This is a genomic window from Exiguobacterium sp. s28, assembly GCF_018618135.1.
GTDB classification, from domain to species: Bacteria; Bacillota; Bacilli; order Exiguobacteriales; family Exiguobacteriaceae; genus Exiguobacterium; species Exiguobacterium mexicanum_A.
On record NZ_JACSLL010000017.1, the window covers coordinates 1 to 22,462 of the forward strand.

Below are 22,462 nucleotides of genomic sequence, written 5' to 3' on the forward strand. Positions count from 1 at the left end.
GGCGAGAATTCTCCCACCTCTAAGCGTCTCGGGCGAAGCCCAGCGAAGGTGGGAGATGAATTGCCCGTCCCCGACGCCCTCGGCCACCGTTGTGACAGGACGACGAACAAAAGTTCGCGATTCCGTCAGATTTCCTCGCCCCCTCCGCGGGTATCGGAATGGGACGAGCTTCATCCTGGCACCGGGCAAAGGAGGGACGGACATGCTGAAGGGCTACAAATACCGGCTCCACCCGACGGCTTCACAGGCCGAGTTCCTGATCAAGACGATCGGCTGCACCCGCTTCATCTACAACAAGCTGCTCGAGGACCGCATCGCCATCCATGAGGAGGCGATGGCGAGCGGCGGGCCGAGGCGGAAACCACCGACACCGGCCTCCTACAAGCCGCTGTTCCCGTTCCTGTGCGAGGCGGACAGCCTCGCGCTCGCCAACGCGAAGCTGCACCTCGACACGGCGTTCGCGAAGTTCTTTGCCGGGACCGCCGGCTTCCCGGTGTTCAAGTCGAGACGAAAATCGCGCGCCTCCTACACGACGAACAACCAACGCGGCACGATCCGCATCGAGGAGGACCGCGTACGGCTCCCGAAGGTCGGGTTCATCCGGTTCACACAGCATCGCGGCTTCGACGGGGAAATCCGCTCGGCGACCGTATCGATGACGAAGACGGGCAAGTTCTTCGTGTCGCTCCTCATCGAGCAGGACGACGAGCCATGGGTCCCGGCCGAGCACACGATCGGGATCGACCTCGGGTTGGAACACTTCGCCACCATGACGGACGACGATCTCGTCACGGAGAAGATTGCGAACCCGCGCAACCTGCGACAGGCCGAGGCGTGGTTGAAACAAGCGCAGCGCGCCCTCGCCCGCAAGAAACCGGGCAGCAGGAACCGCGAAAAGGCCAGGCTCATCCTCGCGAAGAAGCACGAGCAGGTCAGGAACCGCCGGCACGACTTCCTCCACAAGCTGTCGCGACGCATCGTCGACGAGAACCAAGTCGTCGTGGTCGAGACGCTCCGAACGAGGGAGATGATGCAGGACCGCCGCCTGGCAAAGTCGATCGGGGACGCCGGGTGGGGCGAGTTCGTCCGGCAACTCGAATATAAATGCAGGTTCTATGGACGGACACTGATCAAGGCCGACCCGTGGTTCGCCTCGACCCAGGTCTGTTCGAGCTGCGGCGAGAACGGCGGCAAGAAGGACCTGCATATCCGCGAGTGGACATGCAGCGCATGCGGCGCACACCACGACCGCGACGTCAACGCGAGCCTCAACCTGCTGCGTCTCGCCGACCGGAACACCTCAGGGCAGGGACTGCCCGACGAGCTTGGCAAATAACCGTGGCTGGTCGAAGCACGGTCTTCCCAAGAAGCTCCCACTTCAGGTTGCGAGCAAGCAAGTGGTGAGTAGTTCACGCACGTCTAGAGAAACATTTCAGTTTAGATTGATTGCCTTCTTAAGGGTTGATTTCTGTAACCAACTAAAAATCAAAAAAACCTCACTACAAATTACGTCACATAGCTGAGTTTAGAGCTGTGCGATGTAATCTATTAGATTGAGGCTTTTTGAATACGTCGATGTAGAGGCTGAAAACGTGTATCACATCATCTGCATACACGTTTTCATATTATTTAGCCATTCATTTTGGCTCATATCGAAAGTCTGACACTTTTGCGTTTGTTCGCGAGTAGAGCGACTCCATCGAAAATCGACTTGGGCGGCTCGAGCCTCCACCGTATAAGGCCTCGATGGTTTGATCGATATACGCGTTTTCCGCTTCTAAATATTCGACAACGAGGTCTTTATACTCATCGGAAGCAGAAACTTCATGCTGCAAGCCCTCCAGTTCGGCTAAATACGTGTCGTTGTCTGCTTGCATGCCCTGCAATTCTTTAACCGCTCCAGATATGGCGACGACATCGGTCGGAACACTCGATAGCGTGAGCATCTTGATTTGATGGTCGCGCGCTGACGAAATGATGGAAGCCGCATCGAAATGGATGACGGGTCTGTCGTCAATCGTTTCAACCGTGCCCATTCCTCCACAAGCGGATAAAGCCATCATTGTTCCTGCGAACAGAGCGACGGATAAGAGTAACTTCTTCATCATCAACCCTCCTTCGCAACTGTTAGGCTTTCTTACGAAACTTCATCTATGGTTTCGACCACAACCCCTGTATCTCCAACTTTCCCCAAGTCGATGACGGTCGGGTCTTCGTATGCCAAGACGTGAAACTCTTGTTCAAACGTCCGAATCACATAATGGGATAGTTCACCTTGGTACGTGTTGACACGTTCTGTCCCCATGTTCTCTGCGGCGAATCGTGTGAATCGGGACGTCTTCAGTTTCACGATTGGGCAGGAATTGCGTAGACCTTCTTCATGAATACTATGGTCCTCGATCGTCCCAAGAAACACCGCATATTGCTCAAAACGGATACTGATTCGGTCGCGTTCTGCGTCCCACGTCAGCAACATCGTCGGGTCACTTGCCCCGAAAAATGTCCATTCGAGTGGATAATTGGTGACACCCTTCATCTGGAACGACTCCGTCTCGAGCACATAGTCTTCCGTAGTCATCAAAAAGTTCAAATCGATTGCCACACTTGTCTCCCCTTTCAAAAAAAGCGACGTCCGAAAACGTCGCTTTCACTCAATAAAAGATAAACCACAGTGCCGCTGCCACTAAAAACAGGCCGGCCCCGATGAAGAGAATCTTCGCTAGTCTCTCATATACCATGTCTTCACCTCACCAACGCCGCGCCGACGACGAGCGAGACCCCAATCGAGAGCAGGAACGCCATCAGTCCGACAGCGATATTCCCTTTCCCAATCTCCTCGTTCACTTTGAGCGACGGCGTCAAAAATTCGAATAACCAATACGTCGTCAAGAGAAGGAAGAAGCCGAAGCTCCCTCCGACCAACACATCCATCGTCTGGTCGTGATGGCTCTCGACGACGCGGAAGATGTTGGCGAGACCGACGATTTTCCCGCCGGTCGCGAGCGCGACGGCGATGTTTCCTTTTTGAATCTCGCGCCAATTGCTGTACGGTGTCGTCACCTCGAAGATGGCGAGACCGACGACAATCATGAGTCCGGCGATTGAATACAGACCGAGCGATTCAAGCAATACACCAAACGTTACGTTCCCCATTATCATCATACCCTCACTTCAGTTCGACGACCGTGACTCCGAGTCCGCCTTCACCCATCCCACCGGGGCGCTGACTCTTCACGTGACGATGTCCTTTTAGGTACTCTTGCGTCGCCTGTCGCATCGCACCGGTCCCGAGACCATGGATGATACGGACGTTGTCATATCCGGACACGAGCGCCTCGTCGATATATTTGTCGAGGCGGGAAAGCCCTTCTTCGACCCGGACGCCGCGCAGGTCGAGCTCCGACTTCGTCGAGCTCTGACGCTTGAGCGAGCTGCCTTTCGACTGGAGCGACTGCTCTTTCGATGGGCCGATCTTCTGAAGGTCGTCCGCTTTGACGTTCACTTTCATGATCCCGACTTGGACGTTGTACTCGTTGTCGTTCAATTGCTTCACGATATAGCCCTTTTGGTTGAACGTCGTCACTTTCACTTCTTCGCCTTTACTGAACGTACGTTTCTGTTGCGCTTTTTGTTTCACTTTTTGGATCTTTTTCTCTTGGAGCGTCGGTTTCGCCGATTCGAGCTGCTTCTTCGCGGCGATGATCTCGTGCTCTTTGACGATCCCTTCTGCGCGCAGCTTCTTCAAACGGTCGATGACTTCGTTCGCCTGGCGCTTCGCCTGTTCGACGGCCTTCTCGGCACGAGCCTCGGCTTCGCCGTACATCGTGTCGCGCTCGCGCTCGAAATCGGTCAGCTTCGCCTCGAACGCCGCCTGCTCTTCTTCAAGGTCGTGGCGTTTGACGATGAGTTCTTTCTCGAGCTGTTCGGCGCGTTGCTTGGCCGCCTCGAGCTCGTTGATCATCGATTCGACCGATTCGGCGTCGGTGCCGACGTGGCTCCGTGCCTTGTCGATGACTTGTTCCGATAAACCGAGACGTCGGCTGATCTCGAACGCGTTCGAACGGCCCGGTACGCCAATCAACAGGCGGTACGTCGGGCTGAGTGATTCGATATCGAACTCCATCGAGGCGTTCATGACGCCTTCGCGGTTGTAAGCGTAAGCTTTCAGTTCCGAATAGTGCGTCGTCGCCGCCACGCGGGCGCCGCGTCGTTTCACTTCGTCGAGGATGGCGATGGCAAGGGCCGCCCCTTCTTGCGGGTCGGTCCCGGCACCGAGCTCATCGAACAGGACGAGTGACATGAAGTCGATCTTGTCGAGCATGCTGACGATGTTCGTCATGTGCGAGCTGAACGTCGACAAGCTCTGCTCGATCGACTGCTCATCCCCGATGTCGGCGTAAATCGCGTCAAAGACGGACAACTCCGTCCCGAACTCGGCCGGTACGTACAGACCTGACTGCACCATCAGTTGGAGCAATCCGAGCGTCTTGAGCGTCACCGTCTTACCGCCGGTGTTCGGTCCGGTGATAACGAGCGACGTGAACGCCTCACCGAGCTCGACCGTGATCGGCACGACCTCATCTTGCGGGATGAACGGGTGACGCGCCTGTTTCAACTTGATTTCGCGTTCGTCGTTCAATTTCGGCTCCGTCGCTTTGAGCTGATGGCCGTAGGCGACTTTCGCGAACACGAAGTCGAGCGTGGCGAGCACGTCGAGATTGATTACGACCGAATCGGCGACACCGCCGACGAGGTTCGACAGTTCGCTCAAGATGCGGTCGATCTCGGCGCGCTCTTTCAGGCGGACTTCTTGAATCTCGTTGTTGATTGACACGATTGCCTGTGGCTCGATGAAGAGCGTCTGACCCGATGCCGATTGGTCGTGGACGATCCCGCCGAACGCTTGGCGGTACTCCATCTTGACCGGGACGACGTAACGGTCGTTCCGGATTGTGACGATGGCGTCTGACAGCATCTTCGCGTTGTTGCGGAGAATGTTGTCGATCCGTGAGCGGACGCTGCCTTCAAAGCTGCGGAGCTGAGTCCGGAGACCACGGAGCCGGTCGCTCGCCGAGTCTTGGACCGTGCCTTGGTCGTCGATGGCGTGACGGATCGACTGTTCAACCTCGATCAGCTTCGTCAAGCGCTCGGCGTATTCGTCGAGGCGCGGGATGCGGAGGTCTTCATTATCCTCATGAAGCTTCTCGAAGAAGTTCTTCACTTGGCGCCCGCTGTACATGACGGCGGCGACGGCGAGCAGTTCGCTCGTCGAGAGGACCGAGCCGATGGCGGCCCGTTTCACTTCACTGCGGACGTCGGTCAGCCCACCGAGCGGGAGACGATCCCGGAGTCGGACGACCTCGGTCGCCTCACGGGTGACGTTCAAGTTCGACAATACCCGGTCGTACGTATAGTCGGGCTGCATGTTGAGCGCCCGTTCTTTGCCGAGCGAGCTCGCGGCGTGGGCAGCGAGCTGCTGGCGTAGTTTTTCATATTCTAAAACGCGTAACGCGTGATCCATCTAGCATGTTCCTTTCTGTCGCTTCGCGTCGATGAACGCCTTGGCGTCCTCGAACGAGAGGCAGTTGATGATGTCTGACGGTTCGAGATAGGCTTTCCGGGCGTGCAGGACGCCGAGTGCCATATCTTCCATCATATCAGGGTGGTGCGTGTCGGTGTTGATCATCAGTTTGACGCCGGCCGCCTTCGCTTTCTTCAGCGTCGAGGCCGTCAAATCGAGCCGGTTCGGGTTCGCGTTCAACTCGAGCGCCGTCCCCGTCTCTTTCGCGAGGGCGATCAAGCGCTCCTCATCGATCGGATAGCCGTCACGGCGCCCGATGAGGCGACCGGTCGGATGGGCGATGACGTTGACGTACGGCGAGCGGCAGGCGTTCTCGAGCCGGGCCATGATCTCGTCGACGGACTGGTCCATCTTCGAGTGAATCGAGGCAACGACGTAGTCGAGCGTCGCCAAGAACTCGGGCTCATAGTCGAGCGTCCCGTCCGGGCGGATGTCCATCTCGACACCGCGTAGGACGTGCATGTCGTGCTTCTTCGCGGCCTCAAGGATTTCTTCCCCTTGCGCCTCGAGCCGTTCCTCGGTCAAGCCGTTGACGAATGACATGTATTTGCCGTGGTCGGTGATGGCGATCCACTCGTAGCCGCGTGCTTTCATCGCCGCGACGAGCTCGTCGACCGTCAGCTTCCCGTCCGACCAGACCGTGTGCATATGGGCGTCGGCCTTGATGTCGTCGAGCGTCACGAGCTTCGAGATGTCGTGCTCGAACTCAAGGTTCCCTGCCCGGAGCTCCGGCGGGATGAACGGCAGACCGTATCGCTCGAACAGCTCGGCTTCCGTCTCCGGTTGCCAGAGGCCGTCCGCCGTCTCGACGCCATACTCGGAGATCGACTCACCCTTCGCCTTGGCGAGCTGGCGCATCCGGACGTTATGGTCTTTCGAGCCGGTGAAGTGATGGAGCGTCGCGGCGAAGGCGCCCGGTTCGACCATGCGGAAGTCGACCGACACCATCTCCTCGCGCTCAAGGACGAGCGACACTTTCGTCTCGCCGGCCGCGATGACCTCGTTGATGAACGGGAGGGCGAGCAGCTTGTCGCGGAGGGCGACAGGTTCCTCGGTCGCGATGATGAAGTCGAGGTCTTTACACGTCTCCTCGGCACGGCGGAAACTGCCGCCGACCGAATGGCGCAAGACGAGCGGCTCGGCTTCGAGCACCGTCTCAATCTCTTCGACGACCGGACGCATCATGGCGTACGCCAAACGTTCCGGACGTGACTCGAGGTTCCTTGCCGCCGTGAGCAACTTCTCGACGCTCTTGGCCCCGAATCCCGGCAGGCTTGCGGCCGTGCCGTCCTCTAACACGGTAATGAGTGTCTCGAGGTCGACGACGCCAATCTCACGGAGCTTGGCGAGCTTCTTGCCGCCGAGCCCTTGGATTTTGAGCAGTTTCATGAGACCGTATGGGATCTCTTCTTGGAGTGACTCGAGCACTTCACTGCGGCCCGTGTCTCGCCACTCTTGCAGGACGGCGGCCGTCCCTTTGCCGATACCGGAGATCGTCGTCAAATCCTCGATGTCTTCGAGTTCGAGCTCCGTGTTCTCGAGCGCCGTCGCGGCTTTCCGGAAGGCGTTGATCTTGAACGGGTTCTCCCCTTTAATCTCCATATATTGCGCGATCTTTTCTAACAGCATTATCGCTTCAACTTTATTCATTGAAATTCCCCCTTTTCCATACAGAAAAGGCCGAGACACAAGCACTAGCTTGCATTCCGGCCTGTCGTGTTACAACATCTTATTCGAGAACCATTCTGAGAGGTATGGTGTGTCTTGAATGATGTACGTCGCGAGCGACGAGTTATCGACCGCACTTTGGACGCTTGCCATCGGCACGAAGGCGATGACCCATAAAATGAAGAACGTGATCACATACGCCTCGAAGAAACCGAGGACGGCACCGATGATGCCTTTCAATTGGCGCAAGATCGGCAAGTCCGTCAAGAAGTCGAGCATCGATAGGATGAGATGCAAGACAAGTTTCGTGATGACGAACAAGACGACGAACCAAAAGACGTTATAAAATGTCATCTCGAGCCCCGTGAGCGCGTTTAAATCGATGACACCTTTCGGAAGCGTTCCATCGAGTTGCGACGGATACGGAATCCAAAGCTTGAACGCTTCGGCGAGATCACGGTAGTATGCATTGGCGACGAGGAAACTGATGATGAGCGCGACCCAATGGCCGAGCTGCAAGATTGCCCCGCGACGGAACCCGTTAACGATTCCGATGAACAAGAAAAACAGTATAAGTAGAGTAACCATAAAGTGATTTATTCTCCCGTATTTCGTTTAGTTTTGACGTGATCGCTCGCGATTTGGATAGCGGCGAGCACCGCTGCCTGACGAGCGTCTAGATGAGGGGACTGTTCACGAATCTCACGGATTTTGCTATCGACCAGAAAGCCCACTTCCCTCACATGATCGGCCGGCTCTTCGCTGACGATCGTATAGTCTTGACCCGCGATATGAATTGTTGTTCGTTGTACCTGCACGCGTCACCCCTCCTTTACGTCTATTCAAAATTAATCATAACATCGTTTGTATATTAGGAAAAGAAGAAGGTCCCTCGCTTTTCCACTCCAACATTTTGTGATACCCTATTTCAAAGTTGTCAAACGTCAATCTTCATTGAAAAATGAAAGATAGGGTGGCAACACCGCATGAAATGTGCGAAAATAGCAACAATTCAAACATTAAGAGAGGATGATTTATTTGAAATTACGCATTGGCCTTCTAGGTCGCATCATCATCGCTATCGCATTCGGGATTCTACTCGGTAGCATCGTACCAGAAAGCCAGAACTGGATTGTCCGGACGTTCGTCACGTTCAACACGGTCTTTGGACAGTTCCTAGGCTTCGCCATCCCACTCATCATTCTCGCCTTCATCATTCCAGGAATCGGGGAACTTGGAAAAGGCGCTGGGAAATTGGTCGGTTTGACGGCACTAATCGCATACGTATCGACAATCGCTGCCGGGACGCTCGCCTACTTCGCGACGAGCAACCTGTTCCCACAAATTTTGACACGTAACAACGCATCAGCTGAAAGCCCGGAGGAAGCGCTCTTAAAAGGCTTCATGGAATTCGAGATCCCACCGGTATTCGGCGTTATGACGGCGCTCATTCTCGCATTCGTCATCGGCATCGGGATTGCCGCCATCGAAAGCAAGCGCTCGCTCGATTTGGCCATGGATTTCCGCGATATCATTGAACTACTCATCAGCAAAGTCATCATTCCACTATTACCGATTCACATCGCCGGAATTTTCATGAACATGACGTATGCCGGACAAGTCGCTGAGATTCTCTCGGTGTTCTCGCTCGTCTTCGTCACAATCATCGTCCTACACTTGACGATGCTCTTGATTCAATACTCGATCGCAGGGGGTCTCAACAAAGAGAACCCGCTTCGCCTCTTGAAGACGATGATGCCGGCTTACTTCACGGCCATCGGGACACAGTCGTCAGCGGCGACAATCCCGGTCACGCTTCGCCAAGCGAAAGCGAACAACACGGACGAGGGCGTCGCCAACTTCGTCGTCCCGCTCTGTGCGACGATCCACTTGTCAGGGTCGACCATCACGCTCACATCGGTCGGTGTCGCCCTCATGTACTTGAACGGCATGCCAATGTCTTACGCGATCGTGCTTCCGTTCATCCTCGCCCTCGGCGTCACGATGATCGCGGCACCAGGCGTACCAGGTGGAGCCGTTATGGCCTCACTCGGTTTGTTCGGTTCGATCCTCGGGTTCGATGCGACGATGCAAAGTCTCGTCATCGCCCTCTATTTGGCACAAGATAGCTTCGGCACGGCGACGAACGTCACGGGAGACGGGGCCATCGCCAAGATCGTTCACTACTTCAAACGCAACACGAAACTCCTCGACGACGCGAAAGCGCGCGAAGAAATCGCATAATACGCTCCAAAATTTGATAGAATGAGGAAAACGGGCAGGCCACGCGGTTTGCCCGTTTTTCATACATACGAAGAAAGGGTGTTTACATGGAACTGATTCGTTGGAACGACCTATCCGGATTTGAAGAACGTGTCATGCCCCACCTGCTCGAACATGAGGCCGAGAACAGCTTGATGATTGGCGTGCTCGATGCCATCAAGCAAGGCCGATACGAGTCGTATTTTCAACTGACCGTCGAAGATGACGGTGATGTGCTCGCGATCCTGCAAGTGACGCCGCCCCATCCGCTCAACTATGTGCTCGTGAAGCCTGAGCGAGAGGATGACGTCCTTCGTCTGCTCGTGCCTGAACTATTAAATGGTGATATCCCATTCACCGAGGTCGTCTCGCAAGCTGATCTAGCGATGAATTTCTACACGCTCTGGTACATCCTGACGGCGCGAGAGCCGAAAGTCTTCATGGAGCAAGGCCTATATCGTCTTGATCGTGTCAACGACATTCCGCTGTCGGAAGGGTCGATGCGACGGGCGATCGAGGACGATGAGGCATTCCTCGTGAAGGCGTATAACGCGTTCGAAAAGGATACCGGTTTACCGGTCTCGTCGAAGGCAAACGCGACACAAAAAATTGCGACGATGCTCGAGAATCAAGAAGTGTACGTCTGGGAAGTCGACGGCAAGGTCGTCTCGTGTGCGAAAAAATCGCGCGAGACCGCGAACGGCGTCACCGTCTCGTTTGTCTACACGCCAAAAGCGTTACGCAAGCGCGGCTATGCCCGCTCGCTCGTCGCCGAGCTGAGCCGGGAGCTCTTGACGTCGAAACAATATTGTACGCTCTATACGGATTTGAGCAACCCGACATCGAACAAGATTTATAAAGAAGTCGGCTATCAGAAAATCTTCACCTCGGCGTGGATTCGATTGCCTAGCTGATTTGATGCGTCTCCCCTATACTGTAGGGGGAGGCGATTTTTGATGAACAGATTATTCGGTTGGTGGCTCCGCATCCCGCGCCGGGTCCGGATGACCGCCTTGACAGTCGTCACGCTCGCCGTGCTCAGTTATATGGTGGTCCTCGGTGGAAGAAGCATGGTTAACGACCCGAACTGGGATACGCTCTGGCTGAGCGTCATCGGTGCCGCCCTGCTGACCTTGATCGCGTATAAGGCAACAAAAAAGTGATCGACGCGTTCGTCGATCACTTTTACTATACGTTTAGAAGAATGAAGCTGGGTTGACCGTGTTACCCGCGCTCGAAGACGAGTACGAGTAGCCGCCACGGTGAATCTCAAAGTGCAAGTGTGAGCCAGTCGAGTTCCCTGTGCTACCCATCGCGCCGATGTTTTGGCCTTGTGTCACACGTTGACCGGCTGATACCGATACCGAGCTCATGTGTGCGTACACTGTCGTCCAGACCTGCCCGTTCAACACATGCGTGATGATGACGTGGTTGCCGTAGGCCCCACCCCATCCAGCACGTGTGACCGTACCTGTTTGTGACGCATTGATCGGCGTTCCGACTGGTCCCGCGATATCAAGTCCGTTGTGGAACGAGTAGCCGTTCGCACCGCTCGCCGCGCCCCAACCTTGTGAAAGACGACCGTTCGCCGGGCGTTGGAACATGCCACCACTTGCCGGTACAGATGTCGCAGCCGATGCTTGCGGTGTGCTGACTGCGCTCGCAGCAGAGTTTGAACTCTGTTGTTTCTTCGCAGCCGCTGCTGCCGCTGCCGCACGTTTCGCTTCTTCCGCTGCACGACGTTGCGCTTCCATTTCAGCTTTGATGGCTTTCTCTTGTGACTTGAGTGTTGACTCCATTTCTTGGAGGCTCACCAATTTCGATTCGAACTTCACTTTTTCAGCGTTGAGTTTCTTGATTTTCGCTGCGCGCTCTTTCATTTTCTTGTTGAGCGTCTTTTGACGTTGTTCGAGTTCTTCTTTTTGTTTCACGAGAGCATCGCGCTCGGCTTTCAACTCAGCTTGCGCTGCAGCCAATTTGTCTTTCGTCGCTTGGTATTCTTCAAAAATCTGCTTGTCGTTCTCTTGAATCGTACCGGCTGTGATCATTCGTGTGAGTAAGTCACCGAAGTCTTTTGAACCGAAGATGAATTCAGCCCAGTCGATCGAGCCACCGCCATTTTTTTGCATCGTGGCCATGCGCTCTTTCATCAACTCTTCTTGCGCCTTCATCTTTGCTTCGTATTGCTTGATTTTCTTTTGAAGGGCCGCAATTTTTTGTTGTGTCGCACGAATCTCAGCTTTTTTTTGAGCGACGTCATTGATGACGTCTTGGAGTTCGGCATCTAACTTGTTGATTTCTTGCTGTTCTTTGCTGATTGCCTGCTCACGTTTTTGGATCGAGGCGTTCGCTTTGCTTTGTGCACTGTTATTTTGTTGTTGTTGCTGCTGCACCTTTTTCTGTTTGTCTGTAAGTGACGCTGCATAGCCAGGTGTCGTGCCGCTAATGAGAAGAGCTCCTAAAGTGACGGTTGCTGCAAGTTTCTTCAAGTTAATCAATGTGCTTCCCTCCGCTGAGTTCTGTGAATTTCTATATAAAATAGATCGAATAATTTATAAGTTAAAACGCGAATTCCTGTATCGCTCTGAGACTCATTATAGCAATCTAAACCTAAAGTTATTTTACACTTATATTTCATTCGCATTACATTGACCTGTTTTAGGTTTTATACGTTTAAAAATGGGGGTATAAAGGGATTTCTCATTTCCCCATGTCACAAAAACGTTATAAATAAAAAAGAAAAGCACTTCTTGAAAGCGCTTTTCAAATAACTACCTATATGATTTTTTTACCACCTTGGGGAGACATACCCCGATCGCGACCGATTCGTTCGGCCGTGTTTCCACAAATAATAACCGCCAACGAGAAGGACGCCACAGGCTGCCCCGAAACTGTCGAGCAGGATATCCTGAATGAGCGGCGTCCGCTCCGGCGTCAGGCTTTGATGGAACTCATCAAAGATGGCGACCGTATTCGCGAGCGCCCAGGCAAACAAGATCGTCAGACCGGCATGGAGTCTCGTCCGTGACACGGCTTTGACGAGAAGTGCCCCGAGAGCGAAGAAGACGGTGAAGTGCGCCGCTTTCCGAATCAAGAACTCAATCAAGCCGACGCTCCCTTTCGCCTCGAGCGATACTGGTCCTCCGGCGTACTCGAAGTCGACGGTCGAGAGTACCGGTTCGGCCCACGTCCAATCGAACCGTTCGAGCGGTGAGACGATGCTCTGGTCCGAATACGGGGTCGCGCTCGAGAAGAATAAGCCAATCAGGATCAAACTGATCCATATAAATTCATTTTTCAGTATGTACATAACACCGTTCCTTTCTACAACGAGTCTCATTATACGCCGTCCATCATGTTTCATTGTAACAACGACTTCATCATTTCATGACAATTTGATTGCGAACAACCGGTTCAAAGTCGTGTCTTGAAATTCCGATTGGTATAATGAAAATAAAAAGGGGGAATCAACATGATCTATCAATATGAAGCGGCCGACATGAGCGGCAAGCTCCAACCGCTATCCAAATACGAGGGGGACGTCCTGTTGATCGTCAACACGGCGAGCAAGTGCGGCTTCACACCACAGCTCGACGGGCTCGAGAAATTATATGAACGTTACCAGGGGCAAGGGTTCCATATCCTCGGCTTCCCATGCAACCAGTTTGGCAATCAAGACCCGGGCTCGAACGAGGAAATCAGCGAGTTCTGTCAATTGAACTACGGTGTGACGTTCCCGATGTTCGCCAAAGTCGACGTGAACGGGAAAGACGCCCACCCGCTCTTCCAATACTTATCAAAAGAAGCACCGGGCCTGCTCGGCTCGAAGACGATCAAGTGGAACTTCACGAAGTTCCTCGTCGACCGGAACGGCAACGTCATCGAACGGTTCTCGCCGCAGACGACACCGGACGAGATCGAGACGGCGGTCAAACGTCTGTTATAAGGAAAAGGATGGTCCACCGAAATCCGGCGAACCATCCTTTTTTTAGCGTGGGGTGATGAAGTTGATCGTGTAGAACGGACTTGATTCTTCATTATAGACGAGGCCGACCGACACGTGCGTGAAACCATCTTTCAAAATGTTCTCCCGGTGGCCGAGCGAATTCATGAGTCCCCAGTGGGCGTGGAAGACGCTCATCTGCCCCATCGCCAAGTTTTCTCCGGCGAGGGAGTAGGCGATGCCGGCCTCATTCATCCGCTCGAACGGGTCGCGGCCCTCGGGATCGGTATGGCTGAAGAAGTTGTTGCGGGCCATGTTCTCACTATGGGCGCGCACGACCGGGAGCAGCGGTTCGTAGTCAGCGAGCGCCGACAATCCGAACTTCTGACGGTCCCAGTTCATGAGCATCCGCATCAATTGTTCGTTCGCGACGAGATTGTCTTCCGACACGTCGCCGTAATAGCCGTCACTCGACTCCTCGACGTCCCGGTCGACAGTGAGCACGGCCTTTAGCTTGTCCTCATCGTGCTGATCGAAGAAGAGCGTCACATAGTCGTCGTCGATCGCATAGACGTTGAATGACGGGTCGTCCGGGATCAAATAGCGTTTGAGTCCCTTTTTATACGACTTGACCTCATCGAAACCGATTTGCTCGACTTGTTGCCGTGTCGTCTCACCCACGACGAGTCCTTCATAGACGCTCCCCGTCTCGAACTGGTAATGGCCTTTCTTCGAACCGTCGTCATCAATCAACTCGAGGCTCCGGTCTCCGCCCTTCTCGAGCAAGTACCAGTCATGCCCGGCATATTGGCTCGTGAAGCGCGGCGCGTCGGTCGCACGTTCCTGTTGTTCTTCCGCCACTTCCGTCGACTTCACTTGAACGCTCGTCGGCGCCGACACGTTCGGCACTTCATACTTCCAGGCCGCATACATGCCGATCGCGAGCAATAGAATCACTAGTTTACGAAACATCGCGTCTCCTTTCGAAAAAACTACTCCTGTCGCTCACCGAAGTCACGCAGTCGTGTCTTGATATCGATGAGCATCTCCATATAAGCGACGTACGTCGCTTCATCTATATTCAGCATACCACTCACTTTGACCGGTACGTCTTCGGCCTGCTCACGCAGTGCGCTACCGGACGGCGTGAGGGATAAGAGGACGCGACGCTCGTCGTCGGTCGCCCGGACTTTCTCCACGTAATCGAGCTGAATCAATCGTTTCACGAGCGGCGACAGCGTGCCCGAGTCGAGCGTCAGTCGGTCGCCGAGTTGTTTCATGTCGATATTGTCTTCTTCCCACAAGACGAGCATGACCAAGTACTGGCTATACGTCAGCTTGAGCGGCGCGAGAATCGGCCGATACAGGCGCGTCAATTCTTTCGAGGCGGTATAGAGCTGAAAACAAATCTGATGCTCTAATGTTAACGAACTTTTCATGTCATTTCCTCCGGCTATAGTCTTAGGACAAGCATATCACTTGCTTATCTGTTTGACTGCCCTATAATTAGATTGTGCACAACTTAATTGCCTAAAAACGAAATGGAGGAATTGAATCATGAAACCATTATTCACAGCTTCAGCAACTGCAATCGGTGGCCGCGAAGGTCGCGTTACATCGACGGACGGCGTCATCGACTTGAACGTCTCAATGCCTGGCTCAAAACACGCGGATGAAGCGACGAACCCGGAGCAACTCTTCGCAGCGGGTTACGCGGCATGTTTCGGTAGCGCCTTGAACCTCGTTATCGGCAAAGAACGTATCAAAACAGATGGCACGAACGTCACAGGACACGTGACGCTCAACCAAGACGATGAAGGCTTCTTCATCTCGGTCGAACTCGAAGTCGAGATCAAAGGTGTGGATCAAGCGACGGCGGAACGTCTCGTCGAAGCGGCACACCAAGTTTGCCCGTACTCGAAAGCGACACGCGGCAACGTCGACGTCAAGTTGACTGCCAAAGCAGCATAATTCGATGGCCCGCTTCCGAGCGGGCTTTTTTTTGCGTCTCCCTACTCTACGGAGTAGAATGAAGGAACGATAGACAAGGAGAGGAGGCGGATGATGTTCAAAGGAAAACGAAAATATGTGACGTTCGGCCTCGGGGTCGCGTTTCTTCTCGCCGCCTTCTATAACGGCCTGACCGTCCGCAATTATGCGGTCGAGTCGGACAAGCTCGAGGCAGGACAATCGTTCCGAGTCGTCCTGCTGTCGGACTTACACGGCTACTCGTACGGGGACGACCAGCGCGTCTTGATCGACAAAGTACGAGACCAATCACCGGATTTGATTGCCCTGCCCGGTGATATCCTCGACCGCTTCCGCTCCCCCGACGCCTCGTTTGAATTGATCGAGGGGCTACAAGGGATCGCGCCGATGTATTTCGTGACCGGCAATCATGAGATCGACGGCTCGGACGATTTCGTCCGCCACGACGTCAAGGACGTATTTCGCTCTTATGGTGTGACCGTGCTCGAGAACGAGACCGCGTCAATCAATGTCAACGGCGTCGACGTCCTCGTCGGCGGACTCGAGGACCCATTGCGGACGTATACGGAAAACATCCACGGCAGCTGGGAAGAGACGGCATTGACCTCACTCGGTGATGTCGACACCGAGACGGCATTCAGTCTGCTCTTGTCACATCGGGCCGAGCAGGTCGAGACGTACGCCGCCTTACCGTTTGACCTCGTCCTCTCAGGCCATGCCCACGGCGGGCAGGTTCGAATTCCCTATTTATTGAACGGGCTGTACGCGCCGGACCAAGGCTTCTTCCCGAAGTATGCCGGCGGTCTATATGAGCACGAGACGTTCACCCACGTCATCGGTCGCGGCTTCAATTACAGCGTCAGTGTACCGCGCGTGTTCAACCCACCAGAGATCGTCGTCATCGACGTCGCTGGGACCGGGGCTCCTCAATGAGCCCCTTTTCCTATTTTCCCTAAAAATCGGATTCGCATGCACCGAGTGCGGGTACAGTATCCATGTTGTGACTTACCTGTTTTTGAAAAAAGGAGGAAGTGGACATATGCGTGCTGTTACCTATCAAGGAACGAAGAACATCGAAGTCAAGGACGTGAAAGACCCGGAGATCGAGAATCGGGAAGAGATTATCGTCAAGATCACATCGACGGCCATCTGTGGATCGGATTTGCATATTTATCAAGGGAACATGCCAACCCGTCATGGGTTCATCATCGGCCATGAGCCGATGGGCATCGTCGAAGAAGTCGGACCGGACGTGACAAAAGTCAAAAAAGGCGACCGCGTCGTCTTGCCGTTCAACGTCTCGTGCGGCCATTGCTTCTATTGTGAGAACGACATGGAGAGCCAGTGCGACAACTCGAACCATGCCCCGCACACCGACGCCGGCGGGTTGTTCGGTTACACCGAGCAGTTCGGGAACCATCCCGGCGGTCAAGCCGAGTACTTAAAAGTACCGTATGGAAACTTCATGCCGCTCGTCATCCCGGAGTCGTGCGAGCTCGATGACGAGGCGCTCCTGTTCTTATCGGACGTCATCCCGACGGCGTGGTGGAGTCTAGACAACGCGGGTATGAAGGCTGGCGACACGGTCGTCGTCCTCGGATCGGGGCCGGTCGGTCTGATGACGCAAAAGCTCGCCTGGGTGCGCGGCGCGAAACGTGTCATCGCCGTCGACCCCGAAATCTATCGGTTGAATCGGGCCAAGCTGTCGAACAACGTCGAGACCGTCCTGTTGAAAGACCCGGTCGAAACCGGCAAATACATCCGCGAGATCACGGGTGGCGGCGCCGATATCGTCGTCGACTGTGTCGGGATTGACGGGAAGAAATCACCAATCGAGAAAGTCGAGCAGAAACTCATGGTCCAAGGCGGTACGCTCAGCGCCATCAAAGTCGCCAAGGAAGCCGTCCGTAAGTTCGGCATCGTCCAATTGACCGGTGTTTATCCGATGAACTACAACCAGTTCCCGATGGGCGACTTCTTCACACGCAACGTCACATTGAAGACCGGACAAGCCCCGGTCATCCACTATATGCCCGAGCTGTTCCAAATGATCGTCGACAAGAAGTTCGACCCGACCGACATCATTACGCACCGCTTACCGCTCGAACAAGCGGCCGACGCCTACAAAATCTTTAATGATCATCTCGACGACTGCGTCAAAGTCGTCTTAAAACCATAACGAACAAGCGGTCCCCGACAGATGTCAGGGACCGCTCGTTCATTTACCAGATCGTCCGTTCTTCGCAACATTGTGCTTCCCTTTCGATTTGAACGGTCGAACGCTCGAACGTGGCGAACTCTCGGATTCGTTTCGTCACCTCACGCAAGACGCGCTGGTCGTCCGTGTCTGCCCCGATCAAGACGTGGCACGTGACGGCGAGTTCGTTCGATGAGATTGACCAGACATGTAAGTCATGGACTTCTTTGACGCCATCGACGCCACCGAGTTCACGTTGCATCGCCACGACGTCGATTTGGTCGGGTGTCCCTTCCATCAAAATATGGATCGCCTCCCGCGTCACGCGGTAGCCGCTCAACAAAATCAGGACAGCGACGAACAGACTCGCGATCGGGTCGGCAAGTGTCCATCCGAACGCCATGATCAATACGGCCGCCGTGATGGCACCGACCGAGCCGAGCAAATCGCCGAACACGTGCAACAGTGCACTGCGGACGTTCAAGTTGTCACGTTCACCCCTCATGAGCAGCCAGGCCGCGAGTACGTTGACGAGCAGTCCGATGATGGCGACCGTGAGCATGCCCCCGCTCAAAATCTCAGGCGGGGCGAACAAGCGCTGATACGCCTCGATGATGATGTAGATGGATATGACGAGCAGCGTCAATCCGTTGACGAATGCCGCCAAAATCTCGAAGCGCCGATAGCCGAACGTGCGCTCCGGCGTCGCCTGCCGTGCCCCGAACCGGACGGCGAGAAAACTGAGTCCGAGCGCGGCGGCGTCACTGAGCATGTGGCCCGCATCCGACAAGAGCGCCAAACTGTTCGTCCATAATCCGCCGATGACCTCGACGATCATGAACGTCGCGATCAGGACGAACGACCAGAATAACGCCCGTTGATTCGTCGTATGGTGATGATGGTGGTCATGTCCGTGGTGATCGTGATGTGCACCCATACCATCCCCTCCTCTCCCTTTCATTCTATACCTTTCTCCTTTAACATTCAAACGTTCGTTTGAATGAATACATAAAAACAATCGCCGAAAGGGATGTCCTCTCGACGATCGCAGTTATTTTTGTTCGAGCCGGACCCGCATGACCCCGTCATATGGGAACAACTTCAATTGTCGCGTCTCGCCCTCATACCAACTGCCGGCATTTTGACTGCTCGTCGCCGTCATATCAGGCGTCGCGACCGCTTGGCGGTCCCAGTCGATCGCCTTCACCTGTTGGTCACGCACCATCAAGAAGAAACCGTCATAGAAATGATATTCGTTCACTTGGTCACGCTGGACGGCTTTCGGGGCCCCGAGCGTGGCCCGGACACTGTCGATGTCTTGGCCGAGCACTTCGATTGTCGCCGCATCCGCCGTCGGGACGACGGTCTTCCATGCCGCGGTCACGTCGTCATCGGAAACGCTCGTCGCTTCCCCCGTCACTTGCGCTTCCGTCACCCACCCGGTCGTCCGCTCATTCAATTGGAGCTTGACGAAACCACTGACGGCCTCGAGTTGTTCGAAACGGTCGCCGAGGTCGGCCTCATAGATGACCGTCACCCGGTCATCGGCGAACACTTTCGTATACGGTGCCGCGATATAGACGAACACCCCGTCGGTCTCGTCAGCCTCTGCTTCCGCCTCGGTCTCCTCTGTCGCTTCCGTCTCACTGTTGACCGATTCGGTCGCGATGTCGTCCGTCTCCGGCAACGCCGACTTCTTCGAGTCCATGAGCGCCGCGAAAGCGATGACGCCGATGAGCGAGGCGATCAACAACACCACTGTCGCTGATTGCCAAAACCGTTTCCGTTTCCGTGACGCTGCCCGTGATACCCGTACTTCTTCTTTCATGTTCTTCCACCCCTATTTGTTTCGTCCCTTCTCCGATTCGGCAAGGGGGATCCCGTTTCCTGCCTCGTCGAAGAAAATTTGCGGCTCGCTCGTCAACGTCTCGAGCGTCCGCAGCGTCGCGTCGACGTCGACTGGCGGCTTTGTATCACCCGACTCAAGGACTTGCACCGTCTTTCCGAGCTCGATTGTCCGGTCCGTCAATCGATGGAACGTCCGGTCGTGCGAGATAAGGATCAACCCGCCCCGGTATACGTCGAGTGCGGCTTCGATTTGTTCTCGCGTCGCCACATCCAAATAGTTCGTCGGCTCATCGAGCGCGAGCAAATCCGCATCCGAGAAGTAGAGGATGAGGAAGGCGATGCGGCACTTCTCCCCCATGCTCGCGTCACGGATCGGCTTATACACCTCATCGCGGCGGAATAAGAAGTGCGCCAAAAGCGTCCGTGCCTCCGTCTCTGTGATGTCACTCTCGGCGAGAAGTGCGTCGAGCAACGTCCCGTCTTTCGGCAATCGCGCGAGCGTCTGCGAGAAATAGCCAACCTTCAGTTTCGGGTGACGCTTGATGTCCCCTGCCTCCGGTGCGAGTTCGCCGATCAATAGTTTCAAAAGCGTCGTCTTCCCACTTCCGTTCGGACCGACGATGGAGATGCGGTCACCCCGGTTCACCGTGAACGAGAGGTGCTCAAAGAGGGGTTCCTCATAACCGAACGAGACGTCGTCGACCGTGATCCACGTCTTCGCCTCGAGCGGGTCGGCTTGGAAACGGACGGAGACGTGGGCCGCGTCTTTCGGGCGATCGGGCCGAGAACCTTCGAGTTGCTCGAGCTTACGTTCCCTTGCCTTCATTTTGACGGCGAGGTTCGCCGCTCCTTTTTGCGCGCCGGGACTCCGTACGCTCGCCGTCGCTTTCGCTTTCAAATGCCACCCCTTATATTGGGCGATCATATCAAGCAGCTCCGACTTCCGCGCTACGTAGCGGGCATGGGCTCGCTCGTCGCGTACACGTTCCTCGGCCTTCTGGTGTTTATAGGCCGTGTAGTTGCCAGGATAGCGGACGACTTTCCCTTCGTCTAATTCAAGGATGACCGTCGCAACATCGTCGATGAACTGGCGGTCGTGGGAGATGGCGAGCACCGTACCCGGAAACTCGTTCACCCAGCGCGTCAGCCACTCGATTGAGTCGACATCGAGATGGTTCGTCGGCTCGTCGAGCAGGACGATATCGACATGTCGCATCGTGAGCCGAGCAAGTTGGGCCCGTGTCTGTTCACCGCCGCTCAACTCTCGGAGCCGGATCGAGTCCTGTGCGTCGAGACCGAGCCGTTTGAGCGCTCGTCTCGCTTCGGTCTCGAGTCCGAAGGCGTCAGTTGCGAGCGCCTCGTCGTATGCTTCAAGCACGCGCGCCGTGTCACCTGATGTGACATCCATGTAGAGCGGATAGCGCTGCGGGTCGCCTTGCATGACGTAGTCCAGCGCAGTCTCTTCTCCGTCAAACACCGTCTGTTCGACGCCACCGACCGAACCTAAGACGTCGATCGTGCCTGCCTGCGGGGTCAGCTCGCCGATAAGCAGCTTGAACAGCGTCGTCTTGCCGGACCCGTTCTGTCCGAATAAGATGGCCCGTTCTGCTGCCGCCACGTCGAACGAGACGTTGTCGAATAATGGTTGCCGGTCGTGGTCGAACCGGACTTGTTGGATTGATAACATATTGTTTCACCTCGCTAATTGTTCGGATACGCGATGAAACAAAAAACACCATCCGCTCAAAAGCGATGGTGTGAAGAGCTCCGGTCAAGCGGAAAGAAGGGTTACCCCCGTAGCCTGAAATTGGACACACTTCACCCGTGACTGTTCGTGCGAACAGTGATGATTCGTTTCATCAGTTGAGGGCGTGTGACTTTTTCATGGCACGTTGTACCTTCCTTTCCTAAGTTATTACAACCGTACCAAATTGAAAGCGGATTCGCAAGGGGTGCCCCACAATCTCCCATTTTTTCTACACCTTCCGGCGGATGCAAGCGCGTCACGCAAGCGGTATGATTAAACCAACTTAGATGATGAGGTGACTGCCATGAAATTACGAAACCTACTCGTCCCGAGCGCTGTCCTAGCGAGCGTCGGTACGTTCTTATATACACGATTCAAACAAAGACTGCCTCGCCCCGCCTTCAAAGTCCCGACGGTCAAGCCGGACCTCGCCTCGTTCGATGAGACGATGATCGGCGCCACCTGGGTCGGCCATTCGACCGTGCTCATCCATTGGTACGGATTAAAGATTTTGACCGATCCGGTGTTCTCGAACCGGATTGGGGTCCACGTCGGCCCGGTCACGTTCGGGATGAAACGCCATACCGCCCCCGCCCTCTCGATCGAGGAGATTGGGCACGTCGACGTCATCTTGCTCAGTCACGCCCATATGGACCACTTCGACCATAAGAGCCTGAAGCGGCTGATCACCCGCGATACGGTCGTCATCTCGGCTCCAGGCACGAGCAAACTGTTACGTAAATATCCGAGCTTACAGACGCTCGAGATGCATCCACACGACAAATTGACGCTCGCGAACGGGCTCCACGTCCAAGCGATCCCTGTCGCCCACTGGGGCAATCGTTTCCCATGGGACAAACATATGGGCTATAACGGCTACGTCTTGAAATATAAAGGGGTCCGCATGCTGTTCGCCGGGGATACGGCGTACACCGAGTCGTTCAACGGGCTCGCGAACAAAGAGCCGATCGACCTCGCCTTTTTCCCGATCGGTGCCTATCAACCCGAGTCGTTCGAGGAAGCGCACTGCACGCCGGAACAGGCATGGACGATGTTCAAACAGAGCGGCGCGAAGCGTTTCTTCCCGATGCATTGGGACACGTTCGTCTTATCCTACGAACCCGTCGAGGAGCCGTATGAGCGACTCGTCGCCGCGGCAAAGCTTGAACGTGATCAAATCGTGATCAAGGCGCACGGCGAAAGCATTCGGCTGTAGCTTTCGCTTTC

At 55.0% G+C, this 22,462-nt stretch carries 23 protein-coding genes; 9 read left to right on the forward strand and 14 right to left on the reverse strand.

The features are described from left to right. The first annotated feature begins 202 nt into the window (after window positions 1–202). Entirely contained in the window at window positions 203–1,336 is a 1,134-nt protein-coding gene (locus tag KNP78_RS14095; protein ID WP_214825083.1) for an RNA-guided endonuclease TnpB family protein, read from the forward strand. 301 nt (window positions 1,337–1,637) lie between these two features. On the opposite strand, the gene KNP78_RS14100 is transcribed toward KNP78_RS14095, so the two are convergent. The 7 genes from KNP78_RS14100 to zapA all read right to left on the reverse strand — a co-directional run bounded on the left by KNP78_RS14100 (window position 1,638) and on the right by zapA (window position 8,067). After that, on the reverse strand, window positions 1,638–2,105 hold the full coding sequence (locus KNP78_RS14100; RefSeq protein WP_214825086.1) for a hypothetical protein: 468 nt from the start codon (window positions 2,103–2,105) through the stop codon (window positions 1,638–1,640). Between the two features lie 32 nt (window positions 2,106–2,137). Continuing rightward, the gene (locus KNP78_RS14105) at window positions 2,138–2,602 is read right to left on the reverse strand and encodes a hypothetical protein (RefSeq protein WP_214825089.1); all 465 of its coding nucleotides are present in this window, start codon (window positions 2,600–2,602) and stop codon (window positions 2,138–2,140) included. 140 nt (window positions 2,603–2,742) lie between these two features. Then, window positions 2,743–3,159, reverse strand: coding sequence for a DUF350 domain-containing protein (locus tag KNP78_RS14110; RefSeq protein ID WP_214803894.1), 417 nt, complete (start codon window positions 3,157–3,159; stop codon window positions 2,743–2,745). 7 nt (window positions 3,160–3,166) lie between these two features. After that, window positions 3,167–5,521 (reverse strand): endonuclease MutS2, encoded by a 2,355-nt coding sequence (locus KNP78_RS14115; RefSeq protein ID WP_034776714.1) that lies wholly within the window; start codon window positions 5,519–5,521, stop codon window positions 3,167–3,169. Next, window positions 5,522–7,237, reverse strand: coding sequence for a DNA polymerase/3'-5' exonuclease PolX (gene polX, locus KNP78_RS14120; protein ID WP_214825153.1), 1,716 nt, complete (start codon window positions 7,235–7,237; stop codon window positions 5,522–5,524). A 63-nt stretch (window positions 7,238–7,300) separates the two neighbouring features. Next, complete coding sequence (locus KNP78_RS14125; RefSeq protein WP_034776712.1) at window positions 7,301–7,837, reverse strand: CvpA family protein; 537 nt, start codon at window positions 7,835–7,837, stop codon at window positions 7,301–7,303. A gap of 8 nt (window positions 7,838–7,845) precedes the next feature. Further along, window positions 7,846–8,067 (reverse strand): cell division protein ZapA, encoded by a 222-nt coding sequence (zapA, locus tag KNP78_RS15720; RefSeq protein WP_021066785.1) that lies wholly within the window; start codon window positions 8,065–8,067, stop codon window positions 7,846–7,848. Between the two features lie 211 nt (window positions 8,068–8,278). Between zapA and KNP78_RS14135 the strand changes: the two genes are divergently transcribed. From KNP78_RS14135 to KNP78_RS14145, 3 genes are all read left to right on the forward strand, one after another. Continuing rightward, window positions 8,279–9,493: a dicarboxylate/amino acid:cation symporter gene (locus KNP78_RS14135; protein ID WP_138859807.1), complete on the forward strand. Its 1,215-nt coding sequence runs from the start codon at window positions 8,279–8,281 to the stop codon at window positions 9,491–9,493. A gap of 86 nt (window positions 9,494–9,579) precedes the next feature. Then, window positions 9,580–10,425 (forward strand): GNAT family N-acetyltransferase, encoded by an 846-nt coding sequence (locus tag KNP78_RS14140; protein ID WP_214825092.1) that lies wholly within the window; start codon window positions 9,580–9,582, stop codon window positions 10,423–10,425. Between the two features lie 42 nt (window positions 10,426–10,467). After that, a complete protein-coding gene (locus KNP78_RS14145) occupies window positions 10,468–10,674 on the forward strand; it encodes a hypothetical protein (RefSeq protein ID WP_114165934.1) in 207 nt (68 codons plus the stop codon). A gap of 33 nt (window positions 10,675–10,707) precedes the next feature. On the opposite strand, the gene KNP78_RS14150 is transcribed toward KNP78_RS14145, so the two are convergent. Both KNP78_RS14150 and KNP78_RS14155 read right to left on the reverse strand, forming a co-directional pair. Then, window positions 10,708–12,009 carry a murein hydrolase activator EnvC family protein gene (locus KNP78_RS14150; protein WP_214797144.1) on the reverse strand — a complete coding sequence of 434 codons (1,302 nt, stop codon included), beginning with the start codon at window positions 12,007–12,009 and terminating at the stop codon, window positions 10,708–10,710. 290 nt (window positions 12,010–12,299) lie between these two features. After that, entirely contained in the window at window positions 12,300–12,821 is a 522-nt protein-coding gene (locus KNP78_RS14155; protein WP_214797145.1) for a VanZ family protein, read from the reverse strand. A gap of 162 nt (window positions 12,822–12,983) precedes the next feature. On the opposite strand from KNP78_RS14155, the gene KNP78_RS14160 reads away from it, so the two are divergent. Continuing rightward, complete coding sequence (locus KNP78_RS14160) at window positions 12,984–13,457, forward strand: glutathione peroxidase (RefSeq protein ID WP_029595900.1); 474 nt, start codon at window positions 12,984–12,986, stop codon at window positions 13,455–13,457. A 42-nt stretch (window positions 13,458–13,499) separates the two neighbouring features. Here the strand turns inward: KNP78_RS14160 and KNP78_RS14165 are convergent, their stop codons facing one another. Together KNP78_RS14165 and KNP78_RS14170 are read right to left on the reverse strand one after the other, a co-directional pair. Continuing rightward, a complete protein-coding gene (locus KNP78_RS14165) occupies window positions 13,500–14,426 on the reverse strand; it encodes a CAP domain-containing protein (protein WP_214797146.1) in 927 nt (308 codons plus the stop codon). Between the two features lie 20 nt (window positions 14,427–14,446). Continuing rightward, entirely contained in the window at window positions 14,447–14,893 is a 447-nt protein-coding gene (locus tag KNP78_RS14170) for a MarR family winged helix-turn-helix transcriptional regulator (protein ID WP_214752457.1), read from the reverse strand. A 118-nt stretch (window positions 14,894–15,011) separates the two neighbouring features. Between KNP78_RS14170 and KNP78_RS14175 the strand changes: the two genes are divergently transcribed. The 3 genes from KNP78_RS14175 to KNP78_RS14185 all read left to right on the forward strand — a co-directional run bounded on the left by KNP78_RS14175 (window position 15,012) and on the right by KNP78_RS14185 (window position 17,622). After that, on the forward strand, window positions 15,012–15,425 hold the full coding sequence (locus KNP78_RS14175) for an organic hydroperoxide resistance protein (RefSeq protein WP_021066776.1): 414 nt from the start codon (window positions 15,012–15,014) through the stop codon (window positions 15,423–15,425). A gap of 93 nt (window positions 15,426–15,518) precedes the next feature. After that, complete coding sequence (locus KNP78_RS14180; RefSeq protein ID WP_214797148.1) at window positions 15,519–16,376, forward strand: metallophosphoesterase; 858 nt, start codon at window positions 15,519–15,521, stop codon at window positions 16,374–16,376. A 106-nt stretch (window positions 16,377–16,482) separates the two neighbouring features. Continuing rightward, on the forward strand, window positions 16,483–17,622 hold the full coding sequence (locus KNP78_RS14185; protein WP_034776693.1) for a zinc-dependent alcohol dehydrogenase: 1,140 nt from the start codon (window positions 16,483–16,485) through the stop codon (window positions 17,620–17,622). Between the two features lie 43 nt (window positions 17,623–17,665). Here the strand turns inward: KNP78_RS14185 and KNP78_RS14190 are convergent, their stop codons facing one another. The 3 genes from KNP78_RS14190 to abc-f all read right to left on the reverse strand — a co-directional run bounded on the left by KNP78_RS14190 (window position 17,666) and on the right by abc-f (window position 21,175). After that, window positions 17,666–18,577 carry a cation diffusion facilitator family transporter gene (locus KNP78_RS14190; protein WP_214825095.1) on the reverse strand — a complete coding sequence of 304 codons (912 nt, stop codon included), beginning with the start codon at window positions 18,575–18,577 and terminating at the stop codon, window positions 17,666–17,668. Window positions 18,578–18,691: 114 nt separating this feature from the next. Beyond that, window positions 18,692–19,468: a hypothetical protein gene (locus tag KNP78_RS14195; protein ID WP_214825098.1), complete on the reverse strand. Its 777-nt coding sequence runs from the start codon at window positions 19,466–19,468 to the stop codon at window positions 18,692–18,694. A 12-nt stretch (window positions 19,469–19,480) separates the two neighbouring features. Then, on the reverse strand, window positions 19,481–21,175 hold the full coding sequence (abc-f, locus tag KNP78_RS14200; protein WP_214825101.1) for a ribosomal protection-like ABC-F family protein: 1,695 nt from the start codon (window positions 21,173–21,175) through the stop codon (window positions 19,481–19,483). A gap of 364 nt (window positions 21,176–21,539) precedes the next feature. Between abc-f and KNP78_RS14205 the strand changes: the two genes are divergently transcribed. Then, window positions 21,540–22,451 (forward strand): MBL fold metallo-hydrolase, encoded by a 912-nt coding sequence (locus KNP78_RS14205; protein WP_214825103.1) that lies wholly within the window; start codon window positions 21,540–21,542, stop codon window positions 22,449–22,451. Window positions 22,452–22,462 lie beyond the last annotated feature (11 nt).

What these genes read in the sequence shown, in the direction of transcription:
- KNP78_RS14125 (WP_034776712.1), bottom strand. Translation starts at nt 7,837, where the DNA reads ATGGTTACTCTACTTATACTGTTTTTCTTGTTCATCGGAATCGTTAAC.
- KNP78_RS14165 (WP_214797146.1), bottom strand. Translation starts at nt 14,426, where the DNA reads ATGTTTCGTAAACTAGTGATTCTATTGCTCGCGATCGGCATGTATGCG.
- KNP78_RS14195 (WP_214825098.1), bottom strand. Translation starts at nt 19,468, where the DNA reads ATGAAAGAAGAAGTACGGGTATCACGGGCAGCGTCACGGAAACGGAAA.
- KNP78_RS14205 (WP_214825103.1), top strand. Translation starts at nt 21,540, where the DNA reads ATGAAATTACGAAACCTACTCGTCCCGAGCGCTGTCCTAGCGAGCGTC.
- KNP78_RS14100 (WP_214825086.1), bottom strand. Translation starts at nt 2,105, where the DNA reads ATGAAGAAGTTACTCTTATCCGTCGCTCTGTTCGCAGGAACAATGATG.
- KNP78_RS14170 (WP_214752457.1), bottom strand. Translation starts at nt 14,893, where the DNA reads ATGAAAAGTTCGTTAACATTAGAGCATCAGATTTGTTTTCAGCTCTAT.
- KNP78_RS14180 (WP_214797148.1), top strand. Translation starts at nt 15,519, where the DNA reads ATGTTCAAAGGAAAACGAAAATATGTGACGTTCGGCCTCGGGGTCGCG.
- KNP78_RS14145 (WP_114165934.1), top strand. Translation starts at nt 10,468, where the DNA reads ATGAACAGATTATTCGGTTGGTGGCTCCGCATCCCGCGCCGGGTCCGG.
- KNP78_RS14115 (WP_034776714.1), bottom strand. Translation starts at nt 5,521, where the DNA reads ATGGATCACGCGTTACGCGTTTTAGAATATGAAAAACTACGCCAGCAG.
- abc-f (WP_214825101.1), bottom strand. Translation starts at nt 21,175, where the DNA reads ATGTTATCAATCCAACAAGTCCGGTTCGACCACGACCGGCAACCATTA.
- KNP78_RS14140 (WP_214825092.1), top strand. Translation starts at nt 9,580, where the DNA reads ATGGAACTGATTCGTTGGAACGACCTATCCGGATTTGAAGAACGTGTC.
- KNP78_RS14155 (WP_214797145.1), bottom strand. Translation starts at nt 12,821, where the DNA reads ATGTACATACTGAAAAATGAATTTATATGGATCAGTTTGATCCTGATT.
- KNP78_RS14110 (WP_214803894.1), bottom strand. Translation starts at nt 3,159, where the DNA reads ATGATAATGGGGAACGTAACGTTTGGTGTATTGCTTGAATCGCTCGGT.
- KNP78_RS14135 (WP_138859807.1), top strand. Translation starts at nt 8,279, where the DNA reads ATGATTTATTTGAAATTACGCATTGGCCTTCTAGGTCGCATCATCATC.
- KNP78_RS14185 (WP_034776693.1), top strand. Translation starts at nt 16,483, where the DNA reads ATGCGTGCTGTTACCTATCAAGGAACGAAGAACATCGAAGTCAAGGAC.
- KNP78_RS14175 (WP_021066776.1), top strand. Translation starts at nt 15,012, where the DNA reads ATGAAACCATTATTCACAGCTTCAGCAACTGCAATCGGTGGCCGCGAA.
- KNP78_RS14095 (WP_214825083.1), top strand. Translation starts at nt 203, where the DNA reads ATGCTGAAGGGCTACAAATACCGGCTCCACCCGACGGCTTCACAGGCC.
- KNP78_RS14160 (WP_029595900.1), top strand. Translation starts at nt 12,984, where the DNA reads ATGATCTATCAATATGAAGCGGCCGACATGAGCGGCAAGCTCCAACCG.
- KNP78_RS14190 (WP_214825095.1), bottom strand. Translation starts at nt 18,577, where the DNA reads ATGGGTGCACATCACGATCACCACGGACATGACCACCATCATCACCAT.